The 22,596-nt window shown below is 37.9% G+C and carries 22 protein-coding genes, 1 tRNA gene and 1 pseudogene; 9 read left to right on the top strand and 15 right to left on the bottom strand.

Features of this window, described 5'->3' with window-relative positions; translation table 11 throughout:
• Positions 1-165 precede the first annotated feature (165 nt).
• The 4 genes from M1F05_RS12175 to M1F05_RS12160 form a co-directional block, all read right to left on the bottom strand.
• Positions 166-942 (bottom strand): dimethyl sulfoxide reductase anchor subunit family protein, encoded by a 777-nt coding sequence (locus M1F05_RS12175; protein ID WP_206082308.1) that lies wholly within the window; start codon positions 940-942, stop codon positions 166-168.
• Between the two features lies 1 nt (position 943).
• Complete coding sequence (locus M1F05_RS12170; protein WP_206082307.1) at positions 944-1,561, bottom strand: DMSO/selenate family reductase complex B subunit; 618 nt, start codon at positions 1,559-1,561, stop codon at positions 944-946.
• 11 nt (positions 1,562-1,572) lie between these two features.
• Positions 1,573-4,002 carry a DMSO/selenate family reductase complex A subunit gene (locus M1F05_RS12165; RefSeq protein ID WP_206082306.1) on the bottom strand — a complete coding sequence of 810 codons (2,430 nt, stop codon included), beginning with the start codon at positions 4,000-4,002 and terminating at the stop codon, positions 1,573-1,575.
• A gap of 283 nt (positions 4,003-4,285) precedes the next feature.
• Entirely contained in the window at positions 4,286-5,554 is a 1,269-nt protein-coding gene (locus M1F05_RS12160; RefSeq protein ID WP_206082305.1) for a mechanosensitive ion channel family protein, read from the bottom strand.
• Positions 5,555-5,887: 333 nt separating this feature from the next.
• Between M1F05_RS12160 and M1F05_RS12155 the strand changes: the two genes are divergently transcribed.
• Both M1F05_RS12155 and M1F05_RS12150 read left to right on the top strand, forming a co-directional pair.
• A complete protein-coding gene (locus M1F05_RS12155) occupies positions 5,888-6,394 on the top strand; it encodes an anti-virulence regulator CigR family protein (protein ID WP_241016769.1) in 507 nt (168 codons plus the stop codon).
• Between the two features lie 423 nt (positions 6,395-6,817).
• Positions 6,818-7,666: a D-amino-acid transaminase gene (locus M1F05_RS12150; RefSeq protein ID WP_206083007.1), complete on the top strand. Its 849-nt coding sequence runs from the start codon at positions 6,818-6,820 to the stop codon at positions 7,664-7,666.
• A 14-nt stretch (positions 7,667-7,680) separates the two neighbouring features.
• Here the strand turns inward: M1F05_RS12150 and M1F05_RS12145 are convergent, their stop codons facing one another.
• From M1F05_RS12145 to M1F05_RS12135, 3 genes are all read right to left on the bottom strand, one after another.
• Complete coding sequence (locus M1F05_RS12145) at positions 7,681-8,256, bottom strand: cysteine hydrolase family protein (protein ID WP_206082304.1); 576 nt, start codon at positions 8,254-8,256, stop codon at positions 7,681-7,683.
• Between the two features lie 95 nt (positions 8,257-8,351).
• Complete coding sequence (locus M1F05_RS12140) at positions 8,352-9,713, bottom strand: HAMP domain-containing sensor histidine kinase (RefSeq protein WP_318825848.1); 1,362 nt, start codon at positions 9,711-9,713, stop codon at positions 8,352-8,354.
• A complete protein-coding gene (locus M1F05_RS12135; protein ID WP_206082302.1) occupies positions 9,703-10,377 on the bottom strand; it encodes a response regulator in 675 nt (224 codons plus the stop codon). Before M1F05_RS12135 ends, M1F05_RS12140 begins: the two co-directional genes overlap by 11 nt.
• Positions 10,378-10,548: 171 nt before the next feature.
• On the opposite strand from M1F05_RS12135, the gene M1F05_RS12130 reads away from it, so the two are divergent.
• Together M1F05_RS12130 and M1F05_RS12125 are read left to right on the top strand one after the other, a co-directional pair.
• On the top strand, positions 10,549-10,794 hold the full coding sequence (locus M1F05_RS12130) for a hypothetical protein (RefSeq protein WP_206082301.1): 246 nt from the start codon (positions 10,549-10,551) through the stop codon (positions 10,792-10,794).
• A gap of 22 nt (positions 10,795-10,816) precedes the next feature.
• Positions 10,817-11,608: a MipA/OmpV family protein gene (locus M1F05_RS12125; RefSeq protein ID WP_206082300.1), complete on the top strand. Its 792-nt coding sequence runs from the start codon at positions 10,817-10,819 to the stop codon at positions 11,606-11,608.
• Positions 11,609-11,662: 54 nt separating this feature from the next.
• Here the strand turns inward: M1F05_RS12125 and M1F05_RS12120 are convergent, their stop codons facing one another.
• Positions 11,663-11,923, bottom strand: coding sequence for a DinI-like family protein (locus M1F05_RS12120; RefSeq protein ID WP_206082299.1), 261 nt, complete (start codon positions 11,921-11,923; stop codon positions 11,663-11,665).
• Between the two features lie 261 nt (positions 11,924-12,184).
• Between M1F05_RS12120 and M1F05_RS12115 the strand changes: the two genes are divergently transcribed.
• Complete coding sequence (locus M1F05_RS12115) at positions 12,185-12,718, top strand: GNAT family N-acetyltransferase (RefSeq protein ID WP_206082298.1); 534 nt, start codon at positions 12,185-12,187, stop codon at positions 12,716-12,718.
• 19 nt (positions 12,719-12,737) lie between these two features.
• Here M1F05_RS12115 and M1F05_RS12110 read toward each other — a convergent pair whose 3' ends face one another.
• Positions 12,738-13,031, bottom strand: coding sequence for a GNAT family N-acetyltransferase (locus M1F05_RS12110; protein WP_241016768.1), 294 nt, complete (start codon positions 13,029-13,031; stop codon positions 12,738-12,740).
• Positions 13,032-13,362: 331 nt separating this feature from the next.
• Here M1F05_RS12110 and M1F05_RS12105 point away from each other — a divergent pair, with 331 nt between their 5' ends.
• Complete coding sequence (locus M1F05_RS12105) at positions 13,363-13,959, top strand: pentapeptide repeat-containing protein (RefSeq protein WP_241016767.1); 597 nt, start codon at positions 13,363-13,365, stop codon at positions 13,957-13,959.
• A 60-nt stretch (positions 13,960-14,019) separates the two neighbouring features.
• Here M1F05_RS12105 and M1F05_RS12100 read toward each other — a convergent pair whose 3' ends face one another.
• Positions 14,020-14,148 carry a hypothetical protein gene (locus M1F05_RS12100; RefSeq protein WP_263974613.1) on the bottom strand — a complete coding sequence of 43 codons (129 nt, stop codon included), beginning with the start codon at positions 14,146-14,148 and terminating at the stop codon, positions 14,020-14,022.
• A 500-nt stretch (positions 14,149-14,648) separates the two neighbouring features.
• Here M1F05_RS12100 and M1F05_RS12095 point away from each other — a divergent pair.
• The 3 genes and pseudogenes from M1F05_RS12095 to M1F05_RS12085 all read left to right on the top strand — a co-directional run.
• Positions 14,649-15,416 (top strand): annotated as a pseudogene (locus M1F05_RS12095) (hypothetical protein); the annotation flags it as partial.
• Positions 15,413-16,072, top strand: a complete 660-nt coding sequence (locus M1F05_RS12090) for a DUF2612 domain-containing protein (protein WP_131680582.1) — start codon at positions 15,413-15,415, stop codon at positions 16,070-16,072. The pseudogene M1F05_RS12095 and the gene M1F05_RS12090, both read left to right, overlap by 4 nt.
• 5 nt (positions 16,073-16,077) lie before the next feature.
• Positions 16,078-17,451, top strand: coding sequence for a phage baseplate protein (locus M1F05_RS12085; RefSeq protein WP_206082296.1), 1,374 nt, complete (start codon positions 16,078-16,080; stop codon positions 17,449-17,451).
• A gap of 43 nt (positions 17,452-17,494) precedes the next feature.
• On the opposite strand, the gene M1F05_RS12080 is transcribed toward M1F05_RS12085, so the two are convergent.
• The 5 genes from M1F05_RS12080 to yejM all read right to left on the bottom strand — a co-directional run bounded on the left by M1F05_RS12080 (position 17,495) and on the right by yejM (position 22,581).
• Complete coding sequence (locus M1F05_RS12080; RefSeq protein ID WP_206082295.1) at positions 17,495-19,102, bottom strand: DUF6056 family protein; 1,608 nt, start codon at positions 19,100-19,102, stop codon at positions 17,495-17,497.
• Positions 19,099-20,028, bottom strand: coding sequence for a glycosyltransferase family 2 protein (locus M1F05_RS12075; protein ID WP_206082294.1), 930 nt, complete (start codon positions 20,026-20,028; stop codon positions 19,099-19,101). Before M1F05_RS12075 ends, M1F05_RS12080 begins: the two co-directional genes overlap by 4 nt.
• Positions 20,025-20,390, bottom strand: a complete 366-nt coding sequence (locus tag M1F05_RS12070; RefSeq protein WP_206082293.1) for a GtrA family protein — start codon at positions 20,388-20,390, stop codon at positions 20,025-20,027. Before M1F05_RS12070 ends, M1F05_RS12075 begins: the two co-directional genes overlap by 4 nt.
• 325 nt (positions 20,391-20,715) lie before the next feature.
• Positions 20,716-20,792: transfer RNA gene (locus tag M1F05_RS12065), tRNA-Pro, on the bottom strand.
• A gap of 73 nt (positions 20,793-20,865) precedes the next feature.
• Positions 20,866-22,581, bottom strand: a complete 1,716-nt coding sequence (gene yejM / locus M1F05_RS12060) for an LPS biosynthesis-modulating metalloenzyme YejM (RefSeq protein WP_206082292.1) — start codon at positions 22,579-22,581, stop codon at positions 20,866-20,868.
• Positions 22,582-22,596: the final 15 nt, after the last annotated feature.

The following is a 22,596-nucleotide window of genomic DNA, read 5'->3' as shown; positions in this document are numbered from 1 at the left end:
TATTTTATCCATCTTATTTCGCGCTGCAGCATGGCATTTTAATCTGATTACGTTCAATGATTGATTACGTTCAATGATATTGTTGCAGAGTAATTTTGGCATTTAATCAAAGAACGCCAAAAGGCGTCCTTTGATAGGTCATTTTAACACAGTAACAACAAAGGGTTACATGGTGATTTGCCATAAATTATAGAAAGCAATGCGACCCGCAAGTTCAGCCAGTAAAACCGCTGCCGCACAGGTAGCTAAGGTCGCTTTCGGTGCGCGTTGTTTCAGTGCGATACCAACAAATGCAGCTAAGGCAATAGCTAAAACAACCACTTGGAAGCCCCAGAAACCTGTTTGCTCGCTACTGAGAACAGGGCCTGTTTCTGTTAGGAACGCTTGATATCCCGCTCGGCTGGCAAAAATAGCGAACGTACCGATAAGAAAAGCAGCAATGCCTAATCCGCGAGCACCAATGGCAATGGCAAGTGCACCACCCCCAACGAGCATGGTCATCCACATTTGCAGTGTGGTATAGCCCGTATTCCAGTTTGCGATTGTTGCAATGTTATATACCTGTGGGATTGACCAGACAAAGGCTAATCCAGATACCACAGCCGCGATATTCGCCAATTCACGCAAGACGGTATTTTTGAAGAACAATGTGAAAAACAAGGTTGCTGCTGCACATCCAACAAATACACCACTTAAGAAGGCTTCGTTACTCATTGGAGAACGACCAACACCTAACAGCATATTAAAGAAGCGCAGTGGTTGACCTACGTGCAATCCACCGATAACTAAACCAATAAGCATAATAACAAAAGCAACGATATTCGCCGTTTTTAACTGTTTGTCATCGATGGAACCCATTTTGCGGCTTAAATAGGCCAACAAAAACAGCCCCGCAGCGGATTGCCCTAAGACGGTGAAAAAAACTAATGGTAATTCATGCATTTTACACCTCCGCAGGGTTTTTTAGTTCGCCACTTTTATCACCAAATGGCTTCGCGTCTTTATGGGGTTTGATGACAATGTTCGGATTAGTGAAGCTTGGGTCTGGCATTGGTGCAATCCCACACTCTGTGCCATGTAACTCACGCAGAACATTAATATCATCAAAGTCTAAAGCGCGTTGTGGGCAGGACTCAACACACACGGGCTTCATACCTTTTGCGACACGCTCATAACAGCCATCGCATTTGCTCATCAGTTTTTTCTTCTCATCAAATTGCGGGGCACCATATGGGCAACGCAATTCACAATAACGACAACCTACACAAATAGACTGATCAACAACTACTAGGCCATCTTCTTCTCGCTTATGCATTGCACCTGTTGGGCAACCCGCGACACATGTTGGGTTTGAACAGTGGTTACAGGAAATTGACAGATAATAATTAAAGACATTCTGCTGCCAAATGCCATCTTGTTTTTGCCAACTACCGCCGCCAAATTCGTACACACGACGGAATTTAGGGCCTAAATCTAAATCTTTTTCGTCCTTACAACTGACCTGACAGGTTTTACAGCCAGTGCATTTTGTGGAGTCAAAATAAAAGCCATACTGTTTCATGATTTAACTCCTTAAGCGCGTTTAACTTCAACAAGGTTAGTATGCTGTGGTGTTCCTTTTGCCAACGGAGAAGGCACGTGAGAAGTCAATGTATTGATACAACCACCAACATCTAAACCTTCACTATTTAGAGTACGCCATGCACCCTGTGGAACAGCAATAACACCAGGTAAGACACGCTCAGTGACTTTGACTTTAATTTGGATACGGCCACGGTCATTGAAAATTTCAGCCAGATCACCATTACTTAAACCACGTTGCTGTGCATCAATTGGATTGAGCCAAAATTGGTGTGGGATGGCTTCACGCAGCATCGCAACATTATAATAAGAGGAGTGTACGTGGCCTTTATCATGGAAGCCTGTCATTAATAAAGTGTGCTTTTGGTCTTTAGCTTGTGCTTCAACCCCTTCTTTATTCACACAATATTCAGGAAGAGCAGGGATGCGCTGGCCTTCTGGCAACTCCCAGTTTTTGACTCTTTCAGCTAATTTTTCCGAGTAAATTTCAATTTTTCCAGATGGTGTTTTTAACGGATTGTTAATCGGGTCATCACGGAATTTTTTCAGTGCAATATTTTCGCTACTATTTAGGAACTTACGGTCAATGATACCCGCACCGTCTGTTTCACTAAATTCAGGTAGATGTGGCATTTTTTCACGAGTCTTGTTGTAACAGAACTCAATCCACTCAGCGTAAGTACGGCCTTCCGTGAACTGTTCTTTAACACCCATTTTTTCAGCGATTTCGGCTAACACATCATAGTTAGGACGGTTTTCCCATAACGGCTCAATCGCGTTTTGTAAGCGTACAAGATAATGATACGCACCGCTTGCATAGGAGTTATTAATCAGGTCGTTAGTTTCAACCGTAGTGACATCAGGTAACAGCAGATCAGCATATTTAGCTGATGGGGTATCATGGTTATCCCACACCAAAATAAACTCACACTTAGACTCATCCGAGAGAATTTCATGCGTTTTATTCAAATCACCGTGCTGGTTGCCAATGACGTTACTGGAATAGCACCACATAAATTTGATGTCGTTTTCCAGTTTATCGACGCCTTTAATACCAGCATTTTCTGCAGTCAGTTCTTTACCTCGTACAATGGCTTCAGACCACATGTAGGTTGGGATCAACGCTTTCACAGGGTTAGGTAGCGCAAAACCTGCAACAGGATAAGCGTAGCTATTACCCCATAAACCAGTGTTAGTTCCTGCTCGGCCAATGTTACCTGACATCAATGGCAGCATCATGATAGAACGACATGCTTGTTCGCCATTTTCAGTGCGTTGTAAGCCCCAGCCCTGTGAGATCCAAGCGCGGTTTGCATTGCCAATTTCACGTGCTAATTGGGTAATACGTGCAACAGAGATACCGGTCAGTTTACTTGCCCATTCAGGGGTTTTAACAATGCCATCAGGACCATTACCTAAGATATAATCTTTGTATGATCCATTACGCGGTGCAGAAGCAGGAAGTGTAGATTCATCCCAACCGATGCAATAATTTTTCAGGAATTCTTCGTCAGTTAACTCTTCTTGGATCATCACATAACCCAATGCAGCGACTAATGCAGCATCCGTGCCTGGGTAAATAGGGATCCATTCAGCGCCCAAAGTTGTGACGCTATCCGTGCGGCGAGGGTCAATAATAATGACTTTCGCTTTACTTTTGTCTAAGGCATTGAGTGTTTCATAGAATTGGCCACCACCAGACATCCGTGTTTCGGCGAGGTTATGCCCAAACATGACGACTAAATCAGAATTTTGGATTTCAGATAAATAAGATTCTTCAACGCTACCATATACGTATGGTGTAATTTCCATTAATTGAGCGTACGAATAAGTACCGTAGTCACCTAAAAAACCACCCGTTAAGCTAAGTAAGCGTTTACACGCTGCGCGACCATGCAAATTGGCGCCTGTAGAACCTGAACCGTATTGGTAGTAAATAGCATCACTGCCATATTTATCAATGGTATATTTCAGTTTTTCAGCGATGATGGTGGTGGCTTCATCCCAAGTGATTTTCTTGAATTTACCTTCGCCTCGTTTACCCACACGCACCATTGGGTATTTTAAGCGGTCTGGGTTGTAGGTTTTCCAACGTACAGAACGTCCACGCAAACATGGACGGATTTGGTGCTCGCCTAATGTGGAGTCATCGTACATTGTTTCGTTAGAAATACGGCTGATAACACCGTCTTTAACGTGAACCTTCAGAGGGCAACGACTTCCACAGTTAACTAAGCATGCGCTATAACTGATTTTTTCGCTGACTTCGTCAGGCATGATTGCTGGTGCTTTTGCTTGAGCAGAAAAGGGGAGAGTGATTGAGCCTGCTACTGCGGCGACACCCGCAACAGTTGCGGAGGTTTGTATAAACTCCCTCCTGCTCAGTTCTCCAAATTGAGTATTATTTTTAATTTTATGCATTGACATTGCCTATATGTAAATAACAACACGACTTTCTTGTTTTATATGTTAAAAAAAGTCTCTGTTAAGTGACATGACGTACATCAATGTTACTGCGGATAAATTAGATGTATTCATTTAATTTATAAGGTTTTTTTTTGAACTAGAACCGATTTTAATCCTATTTTTATTAACAATCGTTATGTTTTTTTTTATATAATGGTGGGGTATGAAGCGAGGAAAAAGAGGGGGTAAACCCTCTTTTAAAATACTACTTTAGATGTAGAAAAATAAGAAACTTTAACTAATTACTTTGGGTTAACGGTTTTACTGCCGATTGGTTAATTAACCTAACGTCATTTCCGGTAGGTGATTGATGCGGCATTAAATTAAACTGTGGCAAAATGGAGAAAATATGGTCAAAGATATCCGATTGAATCCTCTCATATTCAACCCAAACCGTTGTGTTAGTGAAGGCGTAAATCTCAATTGGAATACCATTTGAGTCAGATTCCAATTGCCTCACCATAATCGTCATTTTTTTATGAATATTGGGGTGTGCTTTTAAATAGGCATCAATATATGCGCGAAATGTCCCAATATTAGTCAAACGTCGCTGATTTAATGGGATTGCTTTATCATCAGGTATTGCGGAATTAAAAACTTGGATTTCAGACACTTTTTGGCCGATATATGGCTCAAGTAAATTTGCTTTTTCGCAATGCGAAATTTCTTCTGGTGTCAAAAAATGTACGCTGGTGGCATCAATACGAAAGCTACGTTTTATCCGGCGCCCGCCAGATTCGGTCATGCCTTTCCAGTTTTTAAAAGAATCTGAAATTAATGCATAAGTTGGAATAGTTGTAACAGTATTATCCCAATTACGGACTTTAACGGTGGTTAAACCGATATCAATAACAGCACCGTCCGCACCGTATTTAGGCATTTCTAACCAATCGCCAATATTGACCATATTATTGGCAGATAATTGTATACCAGCAACTAAGCCCATTATTGGGTCTTTGAATACCAACATCATCACTGCTGTCATGGCACCGAGTCCACTTAAAATAATCAGTGGAGACTTACCAATTAGTAGCGCAATGATCATGATTGCAATCAGTATGGATGCGATGAGCTTAATACTTTGGAAAATTCCTCGCAAAGGAAGGTGAGCAGTTTTAGCAGCACGTTGTAAGATGCCTAACACGATATCGAGTATGGAGTAAATCGTTAATAAGCCAAATAACAGGCACCATGCTTGCGAACCGACTTTAAGCACTATCTGGGCTGTTGACCCAGTAGATAGCCAAAGTGATGCTTGAATGTTAACAACAATACCTTGAATTACAAATGCAATTCGGTTGAAAAGATTATGTTGGGTAAGCAAATGCGGCCAGCTACCTACTGATTTTTGCCCCCGTTTCTCTAATGAGGGTAGCAATATTTTGTGTAAAAAAAGGTGTAAGACAAGGGCGACAATCAGTATGAGCCCAAGCACAATGAGCAAAGAGGCGAGGTTGGCATAGTCTTGATTAAACTGGTGTACCCAGTCGAGCAGTTGCTGCTGCATGTGTTCTCCTTCTATCAAAGGTTTTGTAGAAAATCTCAAAAAAGTGAGCAAAGCCTGAATAGCATATCATATATGCGATAAAAACTCATTAAGGGTGATATTAAACACTGCCTTAAATGTTTTAATTAGTTAATAATTTCATCACATTAATGACGACTAAGACTATCATTAAAATAGCAGATTTCAAAAGACACAGCCCAGTAGAGAAATAACATTTACATAACATGACAGATGATAAGTATTTTCCGATTGCGAATGAATATGGCGCAGAATAATGTTTACTGAATATTAAAAGCGAGTTTTCTCACAGATCTGCGTATTCAGGGGGTAATCATGAATATATTTAAGTTAAGTAATGTTGGGAGGGGGGTACGTTCTCGTCATCTACTATTTTTCTTTGCGATGGTAATGCCACTATCATCAATGTCTTCACCATATGAAAATAATGAGCAAGGAAAGGGTAAAGGGCATCACCAAGTTCATAATGGAAAGGATAAGCAAACTCAGCGAAACGAAAGAAGTAATGCTAAATGGCATCAAGATACGAATAAGCAGAAACATACGCTGGCAAATTTTAATGTCAGTTTTGGTTATGCTCGTCCACTCGCTATCGAATATGGCTTAACTGGGTATAAAGGCTTACCACCAGGTATAGCGAAACAAATTGGTCGAGGTAAACCATTACCACCTGGTATTGCCAAAAAGGTACTCCCTAGGGAATTTGTATCGCAACTTCCAGTGTATGTTGGTTATGAATGGCAGGTAAGTGGGCGGGATTTACTGCTTGTTGCAGTTGGAACTGCGATTATTGCAGAGATTATTGAAAATGTTTTTGAATAAAAAAGCGGCTTTGAATTCAAAGCCGCTGTGCAAAATGTTTGCAAATTAACGCTAATGATAAGGTAAATGAAAGGTTTGATTGACTAGAAAACAACTAACTTACATAAAACGTTTTGACAGTAATTCAACGACTTCTTGAACACTACTGATAAATTCTTTAATGCTGCTCATGGTTAACTCCGATTATTAAAGTGTGATCTTGATCACGTGAGAGCATTTTAATCTTTGGATTGTTAATGTCAAGTTAATCCTAAAATATATTTTAAAAATTAAACATAATTTTAATGTGGATATTCATCACGGTTATTGGTGCATCCTCTAGACGCTTTATAAGAAAAAAGAGATGAATTTAAACGCAGATAGATAAATATGGTGTATGGTTAATGATATAAAAGAGAATAAAATGGCAGATTAAAGGGATGTATCTCAATGATAAGTTACGTAAATGGTCAATACCTACCTGAAGAACAGGCAACAGTCTCCGTTTTTGACCGGGGTTTTTTGTTTGCCGATGCGGTGTATGAAGTGACAGCCATTATTAACGGTAAATTGGTCGATTTTGAACATCATATTGCACGCTTACAACGCTCATGTCATGAATTGCAACTTGCTTTACCTTATAGCTCAGAAGAAATTAAACAAATTCATACGCAATTAATTGAGCGTAACAATATCAATGAAGGACTTATTTATCTTCAATTCACTCGAGGAAATGCAAAGCAGCGTAACTTTTTATTCCCTGATAAAGATATTCAGCCAACATTAGTCTTGTTTGCACAAAAGACGAACATTGTTGATAACCTAAAAGTAAAAAATGGCATTAGGGCTGTCACAGTAGACGATATTCGATGGGCGCGGTGTGATATTAAGACAGTGGCTTTATTAGCGGCTTCTTTAACGAAAGAGTATGCTAAACAACAAGGTGCTGATGATGCAATTTTCGTCAAAGATGGAATTGTAACAGAAGGGAGCTCCAGTAATTGTTTCATTGTGAATCAACATGGTCAATTACAAACCCGAGGGTTGAGTCATGAAATATTACCAGGCATTACACGAAAAGCCGTTCTTTCACTGGCTAAAGAGCAGGGTATCGCAATTATCGAAAAAGCGTTTAGTCTTGAAGAAATGCTAACGGCGAAAGAGGTCTTTATGACATCAGCTACAACATTAGTTTGCCCTGTGATCAAGATTAACCATCAGAAGATTGGAGAAGGTAAGCCGGGGAATATTGCCATCCGGCTACGTGAGATTTACCTAGAAAATACAAAATAATAAATTAGGCTTTGCTATTTTAATTGCAGAAATTCCTTAACGGAAGAAACGGTGACCATACCCTCTAATGCTTGGAGACTTTGTTCATGAAGTTCAAGTGTTGGCGCGGCGCATAAGTCATCTAAAATGGTGACAAAATAGCCTAAATCATGCGCTTCCCGTGCTGTGCTCTGAATGGCTTTTACGGTGCTTACACCACCGATAAATAATTGCGTAATTCCATTATTAGTCAGCCATTTATTAAAATGGTTTCCTGCAAATGCAGAGACACCTTTTTTAATCATGATTGGGTCACGAAAACCCACATCAAGGTCATTTACCCAATTGCAGCCATTATCACTTAACTTTAATGCGCCGATTTCTTTGGCATGTTGAAACATGGGGGAGCCAGCGGGAACATCGTGGTAATTATCAGAAAAACCGACTTTTACCCAAATAACAGGAATATGAAGGTTCCTTGCGTGATTGGCTGCTTGATTCGTTTTTTCAATAATTTTGCGCTCATAAGTTTGTTGGTAGCTGGAATTTGATAAGCCATTTTTACCAATTATCTCTTCAATGAGATCAATAATTACTAATGCCTTGGACATTATTGCCTCTTTTTGCTGTAAGTAAATTAACTTAAAGGCGGCTATTTTAACCCTAAAATAGGGACTGTGTTGTTAACTCAATTACAGAATTAGATTTATGGCAAATCAATAATGAAACCAATCCCTCTATTATCTAACCCATCAGTAACTCTAATTGACGCATTAATTTTCATTGCTAAATTATGGGCGATGGATAAACCTAATCCACTCCCTGTTTCCATTGTGCCAGGAACACGGTAAAAGCGAGAGAAAATGAGTTGGCGACTTTGTTCAGGAATGCCTCGCCCATTATCTTGTAATGAAATAGTGGCACCAAAGGGGGTTAAATCTTTAATTGAAACTTTGATATTTCCTTTTTCAGGGCAATATTTGATCGCATTTTCAATTAAGTTGGTAAAGATATTTGTCAGAGCTAGTTTATCTGTGAGCACATAGAATGATTCTGGGCTTTGCAGTTCAACATCAATATTCTTATTAATTGCATAAGGAACATGGGATGAAATAATGGTGCTGATTAAAGTGGGTATATCGACTTGCTCTTTATTTAAGACGAAATCCTCGGCTTCTAAACGGGCTAAATCAATAAGCTGATGAGATAAAGAAGCTGCACGGTTTAGTGTCTCCTGCATGTCATTAATAATTTCTTCTTTTTCTTTTGGATTATCGATTTGCATTAATAAGTGTAATTGGGCGATAACGGCAGCAATCGGGGTGCGAAGCTCATGTGCGGCATCTGCCATAAAACGCTTTTCACGCTGATTAGCCGCATCAACACGAGCCATTAAATTATTGATTGCGGCAATAATCAGCCGAATCTCTTTATATTGTTCCTTAACTTCGATAGGCGTTAAGTTTCCAGGTTGGCGGCTGGAGATAATTTTTGCCGCTTGTCTTAATGGTCTTAGACTAAAATAGGCGGTAATTAAAATAGCAAGTAACATTATTCCTAAAATAAAGGCGAGAGGAATTGCAGTGCCTTCAGCAGGGTTTCCTAATAATGATTTTCTATCACTATAGGACTCTGCAATAACAATTTCGAATGTGTTTGTTTTATCCCAAGCAGAGGTGAAATGCCAATCTTTATGTAGGCTAGCTAATTCAGAAACAGATTTTAGTGAAGGAACCTTTAATTTTTCATTATTGCGGTAAAAAACATTGCCTTGTTGGTCCCTGACAACCATAAAAGGACGATAGGTTATTTCATCACCACTCTCCATTGCGTCTGCATATAGATTTTGTAGGTTATCTGCAATTTCTTTGAAATATTCAGGGTTATTTGAAACCACACTTAATGTTTTAGCAAATCCTTGAGTAATAATCTCTTGCTGTTTATCAAGCTCTTCATGAATTGAAGGCCAATAGAAAAACTGTAGCCAGCCAACTAATATTAGCCAGAGAAAAATTACAGAGCTAATTTGTAATCCGAAGATATAAATAAAAAAGGACTTAACTTTCACTTGTTTGAGCTTCTTTTTTTAATAAATAACCGATACCACGGATAGTAATAATGCGTTCTTTACCTATCTTGCGGCGCAAATTATGGATATGAACCTCTAAAGAGTTACTTTCTACATCATCAATACCAAAGAGACGTTGTTCTAAGTCTGTTTTTCGAACAACATTATCGGCATTCTTAATTAATTCATACAGTAATAAATATTCTTTTCCAGAAAGCAGAAGCAGTTGCTCATTAAGTGTGACTTGATGATTTAACGGGTTTAATTGCAGATTATCTAATTGCCAAATCTCAGAAGAAAACCCCGCTATTCTACGGCTTACAGCTTTGACGCGAGATATAAGTTCTGGCATGGCAAAGGGCTTAGTCAAAAAATCATCTGCACCTGAGTCTAAGCTAGAAACCAAATTATCCATCTGATTTCGAGCTGTTAATATAATGATTGGAATTGACTCCCCAGATTGACGCCATGCAATTAATTCTTCCTGACCATCACCATCAGGTAGTCCTAAATCTAATAGCATTAAATCAAAATTACGAGAAGCGAGCTGTGACTTTGCATCTGTAAGCAACCGTACCCAACAGGGGTTAAAACCAGCTAATTCAAGTCCACGACAAAGTGCTTTTCCCAACTGGAGATCATCTTCTACTAATAGGATATTCATATTATCACCTCTGACCGTCAGTATAAGTAGTCAATGGAAACCAGACAATATCTCGCCGTCTCAAGTTCAGCTTAGATTTAAGTTTATCTTAAGGTTGGTTTAACCCAGTTTTAAGGTACAAAAATATAGACAGATTATTATTCTTACACCCTCCTAAGAATAAGAGCATTGATGATGAAACAAGCTTTCTATGAAGTACCAATGTTTATTGCAGTTATTCTCATCGCTTTGATCATCATGGGAAAAGATTTCAATAAGACATCAGGCATTTATCCTTCTAGCATAACAATCAATGAAATATCAACATGTATTGATGTTAATAAATGTATTTCGCAGTCGCATCTTTCTGATGAAAGAAAAAACAAATCAAACCTATTAAAAGAAATTAAAACGTTTTTAAGACAAAAGATTTATTAACTACGATGAGCGTAATTTGAACATGAAAAAAATTGTAGCATTAATGGTTGGCATTTTACCTTGTAGCTATGTGTTTGCAGGGGAAAGTACATTTATTGCAGGGGCGGGGATCAATATAGCACCCGTTTATGAAGGTTCAAAAAAGTACCAGCTTGGACCAAGCTTAGAAGCAACGTATGCATATCTTTCTGATGATTATGGCGTATTTAGCTTAGGTATTGAAGGTGCAGCATGGGGAATAGGCTTAACTGACAATCTCACTTTTGTCAGTTCATTGGGCTATGACTATGGGCGTGATGAAAAAGTTGGATTTTTGGGTAATAAAAATAAAGACCTAAAAGGAATGGGGGACTTAGATGGCTCCTTGTTAGTTGGCGCTGATCTGTCTTATACACTAAATAATTATGAGTTTTACATCATGGGTGATATAGCAACAAAAGATAGACGCTATGGCGGTCGCCATATAGGTCGAACTGTTACTATAGAATTAGGTATGAATACAGACTATGACATTAATAGCTCATGGGAAATGGAATATAATTTAGCGGCGGTTTGGGGAAATAAAGCCTATAACCAAGCTTATTTTGGTGTTTCCAAACAACAAGCCAGCAAAACTAAATTCGCAGAATATGATGCAAGTAGTGGTTTTAAAGATATACATGGCTCAGCCATATTAAATTACAATATGGATGATAATTTCACGCTATATACTGGTATCGCTGCGTATTATTTAATTGGTGACGCAGGAAAGAGTTCATTAACAGAACAAAAATTAGGTTTTGTGGGGTTAACTGGCTTCCGCTACAAATTTTAAGTATCCAAAAAAGGAATGCTTATTGATTACTAACATTCCTTTCGTTAATGAAGTCTATTCAGCAGTATTTTCTTCGGGGATCCACCCGTCATCTAACCAAATTTCTTCCAATATTTCTTCAATGCGGATTTTATCTTCAGACATTTTGGTTCCTGAAATGTTTACGCGCTGCTGCGAGCTAAAACCAACACGGGTTACCATATCAGGGTATTGATTTTGCAATTTACGTAAAATCTCAGATTCAAGCGCGTGTAAAACGTTTGTGCTTGGTTTTTGTGGTGCATTTTTATCAAATAAAACTTCAATTCTTAACATAATAGCCTCGGCCAATTACTGTGTTAATATACAGTATTTTTGGGCGTATATAGAAAAAAGTCAATATGATCACAAAAATATTTTTTAAATTAATCTGAGTTAAAAACCAATATTTTTATATTAGAAAATAATAAACAATTAAAACAAATAGTTATTTTTTTATAAAAATAGGTTTGCAGTGGATAAAATGATTGTCAGATTTTAAAAAAAACGTATTCTAAAAGTGTAATTATGTTCATATAACGATGAGTCTAAAATCAAATGCTACATTCAATCAGAATTTCTAGGGAAAACATAAACGAGAATAATGTTGTTAATCAGCTATATGATCAGGCATTTCCGCTTTATGAGCAGAGAAGTTATCAAGGTCGTAAGTCAATTTTGAGTCATGACGACTATTATCTCTATTATTTTACAGATAATAACGTATTTGTTGGTTTTATTGGTTGCTGGAAAATTAATGAATACTTTTACATTGAACATCTCGCCATTTCAGATTCTCTCCGGGGGCAAGGGTATGGTCAGAAAGTACTAAAGCAATTCTGCCACGATGTAGGGCTAGTTATCCTTGAAATTGATCCTGTAATTGATGAAATCAGTCAAAAGCGGCTTTCGTTTTATCAGCACTGTGGTTTTCAACAAAACGAATACAACCATGCTCACCCAAGTTATTATCCTGAAAATAAGCCCCATAAGTTAGAAGTATTAAGTTTTCCACAGACAATAGATAAAGAAACGTATCAGCAATTTAACCAGATGCTACAAACTGTTGTGATGGAAAAATCACTACTATAGACCTGATTATTAGGTCATTTTACCTAGCGATGTAGCAGTAAATAAGCTCTGGATCATTATCATCTATGTTTTCAATACAGCCACTAGGAATAAAGCCAGTTTTTATCAATAGCTGTTGAGTGGCTGTATTTGATTTATTAGTTGACGTGAAAACTTTGGCTGTCGGGCTTTTCTTTATCAATTGATTGATTAGTATAAGCCCAAGACCTTGCCGACGATATTGGTTATTGACCATTAATAGTTCAATAAACCCATAGCCAAAAAAATGTGTGTTTATAACACCGTACGCTAATATTTCTTGATTTTTTTCCAATCCAATATAAAACAGTCATTCTGTTTTACCCAATGTGTGATTTCGTTTAATCGAACATCTGTCGCTACAGTGTCTATTTTGTAGATATTGTCTATGTCATCAATTGTTGCTAAACGGCAATTCATGTGAAGGTATCTTCTAATTTATTAGGGGGTAGTGGTATAGAGCTAAATAATCTTTATTTTCAATAGATTAGATGTGTTTTTTGGTAAGCAGAACATAAAATAGGTATTTATGTGCAAAGGGCCAGGTTACTATAAAAAATACATGGTATTATATACAGTAAATGTCAGCTTTTAGGTGTGTGATGACATGCATTATGAGGTGGAAAGTGGAAATAGAGAACCATGGTGAATATTTAGAACAAAAATTTTGTAACTTAGAGCTTGAAAACGAAAGACTAGAGCATGTACTTTTTGAGCAGTGTGAATTCATCAATTGTAACTTTACTGGAAGCTGTTTTACAGATTGCCGATTTGTCGAATGTACATTTCTAAAATGCAATTTGAGCCTAATCTCCATCCCTAATTCCCGTTTTTCTATTTGTGAATTTAATGGGTGTAAATTAGTGGGGGTAGATTGGACAAAAGCGCATTGGCCTCGTTTTGATTTTTATTCACAGCTGAGTTTTAAAAGTTGTATTTTAAGCGGTAGCAATTTTTTTGCGCTTAAACTTCATGAAACTCATTTTGATGATTGTCGTTTACACGATATTGATTTTAGAAATGTGGAACTCAATAAGTCTGTGATAACAGATTGTGACTTATCAAACAGTCTGTTTATGCAAACTAATTTAACTTCGGCTGATCTTACAGGTACTCATTCTTTTACGATTGATATTCGACAAAATACCTTAAAACAGGCTAAATTTTCGCGTTTTGAAGCGTTAGAGTTGTTATATGGGCTAGATATTCAACTTATTGATTGAGATATAACAAGTCATAAAAATGCCCTTTGCAGGGGGGCCTGAAAGGGCGATTATTTAATATTACATTGCATACATAAGTCCTATTTGCTTATCTTCAACCTCAATACTAATTTTGTCGCTATCAGGCATTTCAATAGTCGCCAAAGAGATGAAAAAAGCAATGACAATGATGGTATATACGAGAAACATAAAAACCTCCCGTAATGCTTGGCGGTGACAGTACTGCACGTAAGCATGTTCGCTCAATTTAAGAATAAATGAGTTTTTTAAATTTGGGAATAGAGAAGGGACATTTTTTAAAAAGTTTATTGTTAAAACTACTTATATTTATCAGGTATTTTATCTGAGTAAACTTCTTTAATGCCCATCCAATCAGCGATTAAGTTAAAGAAATTAAGGCCATTCCTTCGAGCTGATATGAATTCTCGCATTTGCTAGTCTGAAGAGGTAATAAAAAGCGGTGGTTCAAAATTTTGTTTACGTTTATCGCCATGAGTCAAATTTTTTTGATTATCAATAAAAGAAAGACCATGAGCTGAAAAATAGAGCATAGACCATAATTTTTCGGTTTCTAATAACCTTTCTACATTAAAATCAAAGACTCTATAAAAAAACCAACCGTAATAGGTTGGTTTTCTTAGGGAATTTTGGTCGGCATGATAGGATTTGAACCTACGACCCCCGACACTGGGGATATGCGCGCCATTGAAACGGGACCGATTGAGTGCGGTGTGGGTCAACTCAATAAAGTGGCCAGTTCGGTATTAGGTTGGGAAACCGTTCATAACCCCAGCAATGCGGTGTTGGGGCGAAATGCTGAATCAGATCTGCAATCAAGGCGACGACGCAAACAGACGTTAGCTAAAAACACGGTGAGTGTGGGGGAGGCGATCACTTCTGCATTATATGAACTTGAAGGTGTGCGTTCGTTGGCGTATCGAGAAAACTACACTGACCAACCGATGATGTTTGATGGGATCACGTTAGTGCCTCATAGTATTTATGTGTGTGTTGAAGGGGGAGATAAAGAGGCAATTGCTCGTTCGCTACTGCGTACAAAAACGCTGGGTGCGGCTTTTAACGGCAGTGAAGAAGTTGAAGTATTGGAAAAAATCAGCGGCCAAATTTATCCCGTTAAATTCGATAGGGCGAAAGAAATTGTGTTGTTCTGCCTAGTAACAGTGAAAAAAGCCACCGTCGATGCACAAACGATTATTCCCGCCGCGGTTGAGTCATGGGCAAATGGGGATATCGATGGTGAGGGCGGTTTAGTGGTGGGGCGTGATGTATCACCTTTCGAAATATCAGCCGGTATCAATGCTGTTGAGCCTCGTTTATTTATTACACGTGTCGAGCTTTCAACCGATGGCAAAGCCTGGTCATCAAATAACTATGAAATCAAAATGAATGAGGTGGCAAGGCTCAAACGCAGTGCGGTACAGGTGGTACTGGTATGAGCAAAACCCAATCATTTGATTTTCATTCTGATTTATTAAAAGCGATCCTTTGGCAATATGAAGATGCGGCAAACCTCAAAGCATTAGCCAAATACAAAGCAGACTATTTTGAGCAATCCACCGTCCAATTTTGGCGTGATTGGTACCGTAATGTGTTTAATATCGATACTGCGAACGAGTTTGGGCTAAATATTTGGGCGCGCATACTCGATGTGCCGTTGGGGATTGATGTCCCGCCTAGCGATAAAACCAAAATCGGCTTTGGTTTCGGTAAAAAGAACGCTAATTTTAAAGGCAACTTTCGGCGTAATGCCGATTACACCTTATCGCTTACCGTCGATCAAAAGCGGCTCATTGTGCGTATGCGCTATTTTAATCTTACGCAAAGCCCAACGGTCACCAATATTAACGAATTTCTTAAACGCTTCTTTTGGCAAGCGGACAGCAAAGTATTCGTGCTTGATCCGCTCGATATGACCTATCTGTATTACGTGTTTAATTTCAACCCGGACGAACGTTTACGGGTTCTTCTTGAAAACTTTGATCTTATGCCTCGCCCATCGGGTGTGGGTGTCAAATACCGTATCGTGACGAAAAAAGCCTTCGGTCACGGCCAGCATCGTAAAAATTTCCTCAGCAGTAATTTCGGAGCCTAAAATCCATGACAAAAATATTTAAAGTCCCCTTTGCAACACAAGGGGACAGGACTTCTATTCCCGATGATGTGCAAGCTGATGGTGCAGTTTCTTACACGCAAGGCTATAGCTACGATTATGAGCGTGACCAACAAACTGATCCTGCGGCTAAAGATATCGAACGCGAAAAGATGAATGGCATGTTTCACGATATCACTGAAGCGATAGGGGAATTACAAAGCTTTGGTTTTCCTAAATGGGCGACAGAAGGCAAACCCTATCCACTCCGCGCGATTGTTTATCATAAAAACAAAACGTGGCAGTCGAAAATTGAAAATAACAATGTTGAACCTGTCTTAGGTACAGCATGGCAAGAACTGAAAGCAGATTTAAGTGCCGGTGATATCAATGTGTATACCAAAACGGAATCTGACAAACGTTTCCAGCCATTAGGCAACTATCAGTCTGCAGGTTATAGTTATTCTAAAGAGGAGTCTGACACCAATTACCAACCTAAGGGCAACTATGCCCCCGCAGGCAATTACGCACTTAAAGGTGAAAGCTACACGAAAGCCGAAGGGGATACACGGTACCAAGCTAAGGGAAGTTATCAGCCATCAGGGAATTATGCGCTTAAAGGTGACAGTTACACCAAAGCGGAAGGGGATGGACGCTACCAAGCCAAGGGGAGCTATCAACCGTCGGGGGATTATGCAACAAACACAGCACTCAATAACGGGCTTAATAATAAGCTCAATACAAGTAGTGTCGTCCAATCGACTGGCGCATCAACAACTAGCGTGATGAGTCAGAAAGCCGTCACTGATGCATTACAAAACGCGGTCAATCTTAATACCATTTACCCTATTGGTATTGTTGTGTGGTTCGCGCAAAACAAGAACCCCAATACATTATTCCCTGGTACGAAATGGCAGTACATTGGCGAGAATAAAACCATTCGATTAGCTGCTGCAAGTGGTGCGAATGTGTTGACAACTGGCGGTTCGGATTCAATCACTTTAACTGAAGCTCAGATGCCTACTCATAATCATAGTTTCTCAGCAACAACAAGCAGCTTTGATTACGGAACTAAAACAACTAATTCTGCGGGGGCGCATACTCATGGGCAGGGGTTAAGGCATCAGGATGCATCTAAAGTAGCCGCGATTACAAGTCGAACGGGCTCTTTGCTAGCCTCCGGGGCAGCTATTTCTATTACATCTAGTAATTACGCAGGCTATGATTATTTAACATCGTCATCTGGAGCTAATACTCATACAGTTGCTATTGGGTCGCATACACATACAATATCCGGCACTACAGGAAATAAAGGTAGTGGAAGTACTATTACGGTGACAAATGCTTATATCACACTGATGGGCTGGTATAGAACTAGTTGATTACGATAAAAAGCTAAAGGGCTATAGAAATAGCCCTTTATTACTAGCGTGATAATAAGGTTATCAGGTTACCATTGCTATCATCGTAGGTTATTTTTAATATATTATTAGGTCTAAACTTTGAAGTAAATCCAATAATATGCATTTCATAAATGTTGTTTATTTCAGATGATTGTATTTTTTCTTTTTTACCATCACGACTAAAAACAGTTAAAGAATAACCATTATCATCCGTTTTAAAAATAGAAGGGCTAATTTCTAGGGCAATAGTTGAACCTGAGTAAAATCTATCTTTACCAACATATAAATTTTTTATACCAATATAATTTATTGGGTATTTATTTCCAGTTAGAATTATAGAAAAATCGTACTTCATTACATGAGCATCAATTGGGTTTTTTGAACCAAAATATTTAGCTATATTGGCAGGGTTATGAAATAAATTAATTGAGTCACCTGCTCTTAAAGTTTTTGGAAAGTAGAATTTAGGAACGGTAATGTCTAAACGCCCTTCTCGTAATCCTTTGTAAACCTCATAATTCCTAATGTTTACTTGTTTATTAACTGTAACATATGAGTATAAAGTTTCGGGGAATGAATAAATAAAAGTAATTAAAGCTAGTAAGGATATAGAATTAAATATGATAATCCCATTCTTTGGTCGATACGTTAAAATGTTTTTAATTGAGAATGACATAGATAGCATGAAAAATAAATGAGCTCCACTTAACGCTCTTGACGGAAGTGAAGGAGCTACGACCATAGATAGCATACTCAAAAAACCGGCTAATAATAATGAAATAGATAAATAGAAATCTAAGCTTTTATTTCTTTTTAAATAGGGTATTAGTAATAATAACGTAATTAAAATTGGTATCCATGTTTTCCCTAACCCATGAGGAAAGCTTTCAGATAAAAAGTGTAGTACTCGTTCAATAAATGTAGTATTAGCAAATTCTGGAGATGATGCTGCACGAGCAAAATTGCCAGGGCTAAATATTAACGTTGCAAATCCGAGTAAAACGAGTGCGGTAGAGACAAAGAGTATCTTATTTTTTTCTTTTATATACAGATAGATAGAACTGCTAATAGAGAGTAATAAAACTATCCAACATGTATTTTCATTGCTACATCCAGCAAAGAAAGAAACGATAAGAAGTAGAGCTAAGTTTTTTCGATTGGATAAGTAATTAAATAGAGAATATAAAAAAATGACAATAAAAAAGTTAGTAACAAGATAATTAGCAGCCCCGACTAGCCAAAATACAATTTGACCTTTACCTGGATTTGTTATCCAGAAAATAAGGAATATAGAAATAAATTGTAGGAAGAAAGTGGTATTCTTGATGTTTTTTTCTTTTATATAGGCAATTTTTGTTATTAAAAAGATGATGGTTGTAAAAACAAAGGCTATTATCATGCCTTTTAACAATGATGACGATGTGGATAGTAATAGCGTGCTGAAATAATCTGAAACAAGCCGACCACTCCACGTTAAATAATGATGTAAATGATTACTTACTGAGTTTCCCATTTTAAAATAATTGTAATCATCTGCATGTACAGGAGTATTATATTCAATAATAAATACAGAAATGAACGGTATTAGAAATAATAAATACCACATATTGAGTTTTTTAAAATGTATCATTTTTTATCCTTGATATTACATTTCAATATATATTTCGGCCTCTGTTTACTTTCAGTATAGATGCGACCAATATATTCACCTAGCACACCAATGCCAATTAGTTGTACCCCTCCTAAAAAGAGGATAGAAATGAGTAGAGAAGGGTAACCAGGGACGGGGTTTCCCCAAATCAATTTATCTATTATCATCCATCCACCATATACAAATGAAATCATGGCAACAAATAAACCAATATAAGTCCAAATTCTTAATGGAAAAGTTGAGAAGCTAGTAATTCCTTCAACAGCTAAATTCCATAACTTCCAACCATTAAATTTGCTTTCGCCCGCAGATCTTTCAGCACGACTATATTCAACAACATCAACTTTACCGCCTACCCATGAAAGTATACCTTTCATGAATAAGTTTCTTTCAGGTAATAACTTAATGTTTTCAACAGTAGAGCGAGACATTAAGCGAAAATCTCCTACGTTTTCTTCAATCTCAGGTGAACTAATTTTATTATGTAGCTTATAAAACCACTCTGCTGTTTTTCGTTTTAGCCATGTATCACTTGAACGGCTTGACCTTTTAGCGAGCACGATGTCTGCACCTTGTTGCCATTTTTCTATTAATAGAGGAACAACATCAATAGGGTCTTGTAGGTCTACATCAATAGGAATTATGGCATCACCAGTAGCATGTTCAAGCCCTGCAAACAAAGCAGGCTCTTTACCAAAATTACGGGTGAAATTTAATGAGATCACTAAAGGATCAGCAATAGTCAATGCATTGACGATGTTTTCAGTATTATCTTTACTGCCATCATTTATAAAAACTATTTCAATATCATATTGATTAAGGGCAGCATGCTCTCTTACTGATTGATAAAATATAGGAATAGCTTCTTCTTCATTATAAACTGGTACTACTAATGATATTTTCATTGTGGTGTATTCCTGAAAACAAAGATTTTGGAGTAAAGGAAACCTAATACGAGGCTAATCGAAGAAAAAATTATTAAAGTTGCGATAGGGGGGAATCGTAGTTGGTCTGCAATATAGCCAGTTAAGTAACTTAATAGCCCCATAAATAAGGTAAATGATAAATATCGTGCTGTAGTCGCTTTAGCCTTGAAAGTGAATTTTGCATTAGCAAAAAAGGAAAAGCTTACAGCAGTTATAAACCCGAGTAAGTTTGCAGTTGCTTGAGTTGTAGAAAAAATGATTGTTAAAGCACCAAATACAGACCAATGTATGGCTGTGTTAATGATACCAATAGAGAAATATTTTGCGAATAGTTTAATCATTTTAATTATGCATAGTAAAAAATAGGCAACAAGTGTACCAAAGGATGATAAATGGTTCAGTAACCTTATGCATAGTTATGAAATAAACATTAGATTTGCTTTTTTCTCTGACTCTTTTGCTAAAAGGTTTTTCATGCAAGGTATTAAACAATCGATGTGACTGTTAATTCATACAGTATGTTTATATACAGTAAAGGGTTTTGCGCAAGAGAAAAAGCAATAATTAAATCAGGCAGTTTTACCAGAGTTTTACCATAGTTTTACCAGCACCAAATCTCTGGCATAAAAAAACCAACCGTAATAGGTTGGTTTCTCTATAAAAAGTTGGTCGGCATGATAGGATTTGAACCTACGACCCCCGACACCCCATGACGGTGCGCTACCAAGCTGCGCTACATGCCGAACTGTGATTTATACTACCCAATTTGGTCTTAAAATCAAGAGGCTCATGTTGAGACTGATTGATAATTAAGCACTAATTTTCATTAAATCGTTTTAATTCTGTGAAAATTTTCAGAAGCTCAGCCAAGTTAGGTTTTGCTTCTTTTTCAATAACACCTTGTTTATCATAAATATTAAATTGCCCATTATGATCCATATATAAAGTGGCATTGTCAGTGGTAATGACCACATCATTGTCATCACCAGTAATCACCCACGGGTATGTGCGTTGGTTACTGAATAAATCTTCACCTTGGCTGTAATCATCTGTTTGATTATTCACATGCAATAACCGTTGCATCAATGTCGTCATAATGTCTTGATGGCTAGTTAACTTGCCTATTTGTTGAGCAGGTGTATTTGGCCAATAAATAAATAAAGGGACGCGCATTTGATCGCGATTAAAGTTCTTATCGCTTAGCCAATCCTCTTCTTGTTTACCTTGCTTATTATAGTTAGCAGTAATAATGACGATGGTATTTTCAAGGCGGTTATCACGTTTCAATGTTGCGATAACTTGGTCAATTTGCTTGTTAGTTTGTGGGCTGCCTGGTACGCCTTTGATATTCAAGAAAGAGAACCAAGGTGCATCATGTTTAAGGTTATCTAACCAGCTAATCCATTGATTAATAGTTAGGCTATCATTATCTGCTGTTTTAGCAGGTAATGAGTAATCGGATAAAATGGCTTGACGGAACAGTGGTGAGTTAAATCCATCTGTTGAAAACAGACCAAACTGATAACCTTGGTGTTGTAGCGCTTCAACCAAGACAGAAGGGTGACGACCATTAAGAATGTTATCAAGATAAGTAGATGATATGCCATAGAAGAGACCAAACAAGGCAGTGTCATCGCGTAAACCTGCAGTATAGTGATTCGTAAACTGCGTACTCATCTCTCTAAAGCTGTTAAGGGAGCTCATTGTTGTTTGTTGAGCTTCATTACCGAGATCGTCCACGACTAGTAAGAGTAAATTATACCCTGTACCTTGGTCGTAGTAACTCAAAGGTTTAAGAGGGTAATTAAGCTTCAGAGCGGTAGGACTACCATGTTGGAATACCCGATTTTGGTGCTCGGTAAGATCCAATAAACCATATCGGTCTAATAATTTACGGGCCGTCATCGGTTGTGATAATGGGTAGTTATAACGCTGCATCGTGATTGGACGATAAAAATTCGCATCGGCCCACGCATACATCAAATGCGACATAATGAATGTCACAATGAAAATGCCTGCTAGGGGCTTACCAAACGTTTGGCGGTTTAAACTTCGTAGTTTTTGCCAACTCCAAGTTGCAAACAGCATTTCTACCAAGAAAATAATGGGGATACTGATAAACATCAGTTGCCACTCACGAGCCATTTCTCCTTTGATTGGATTGATGACTAAATCCCAAACTTGTGGTGTTAGATGAAGGCCAAATTGGCTAAAAACACGGATATCAAAGATTAGGAGTGTAATACCTGCAGTGGCAAGTGCAACAAAAATTAGCCTCAGCAGCCGCTGAGACATCACAATAAAGGTCAGTGGAAAAATAATGAGTAGGTAAGCGGCAAAGACCACAAAACTAAAATGACCTAACCAACTGACGAAGGCGTATATACGGCCAGCTAAGGTGTCTGGCCAATCAAAAATAAACAGATAGCTACTACTTAACACGAGGCTAAGCAGTATATTAAATAGTGCAAACCAGTGTCCCCAACCAATCATGTTAGAGACTTTGTCACGGTAGCGCTGATGGGTGACCATACTGTTTATTTCATT

Source organism: Providencia sp. PROV252, assembly GCF_033676005.1.
GTDB classification, from domain to species: domain Bacteria; phylum Pseudomonadota; class Gammaproteobacteria; order Enterobacterales; family Enterobacteriaceae; genus Providencia; species Providencia vermicola.
This window is presented reverse-complemented; position numbering and strand designations above follow the sequence as displayed.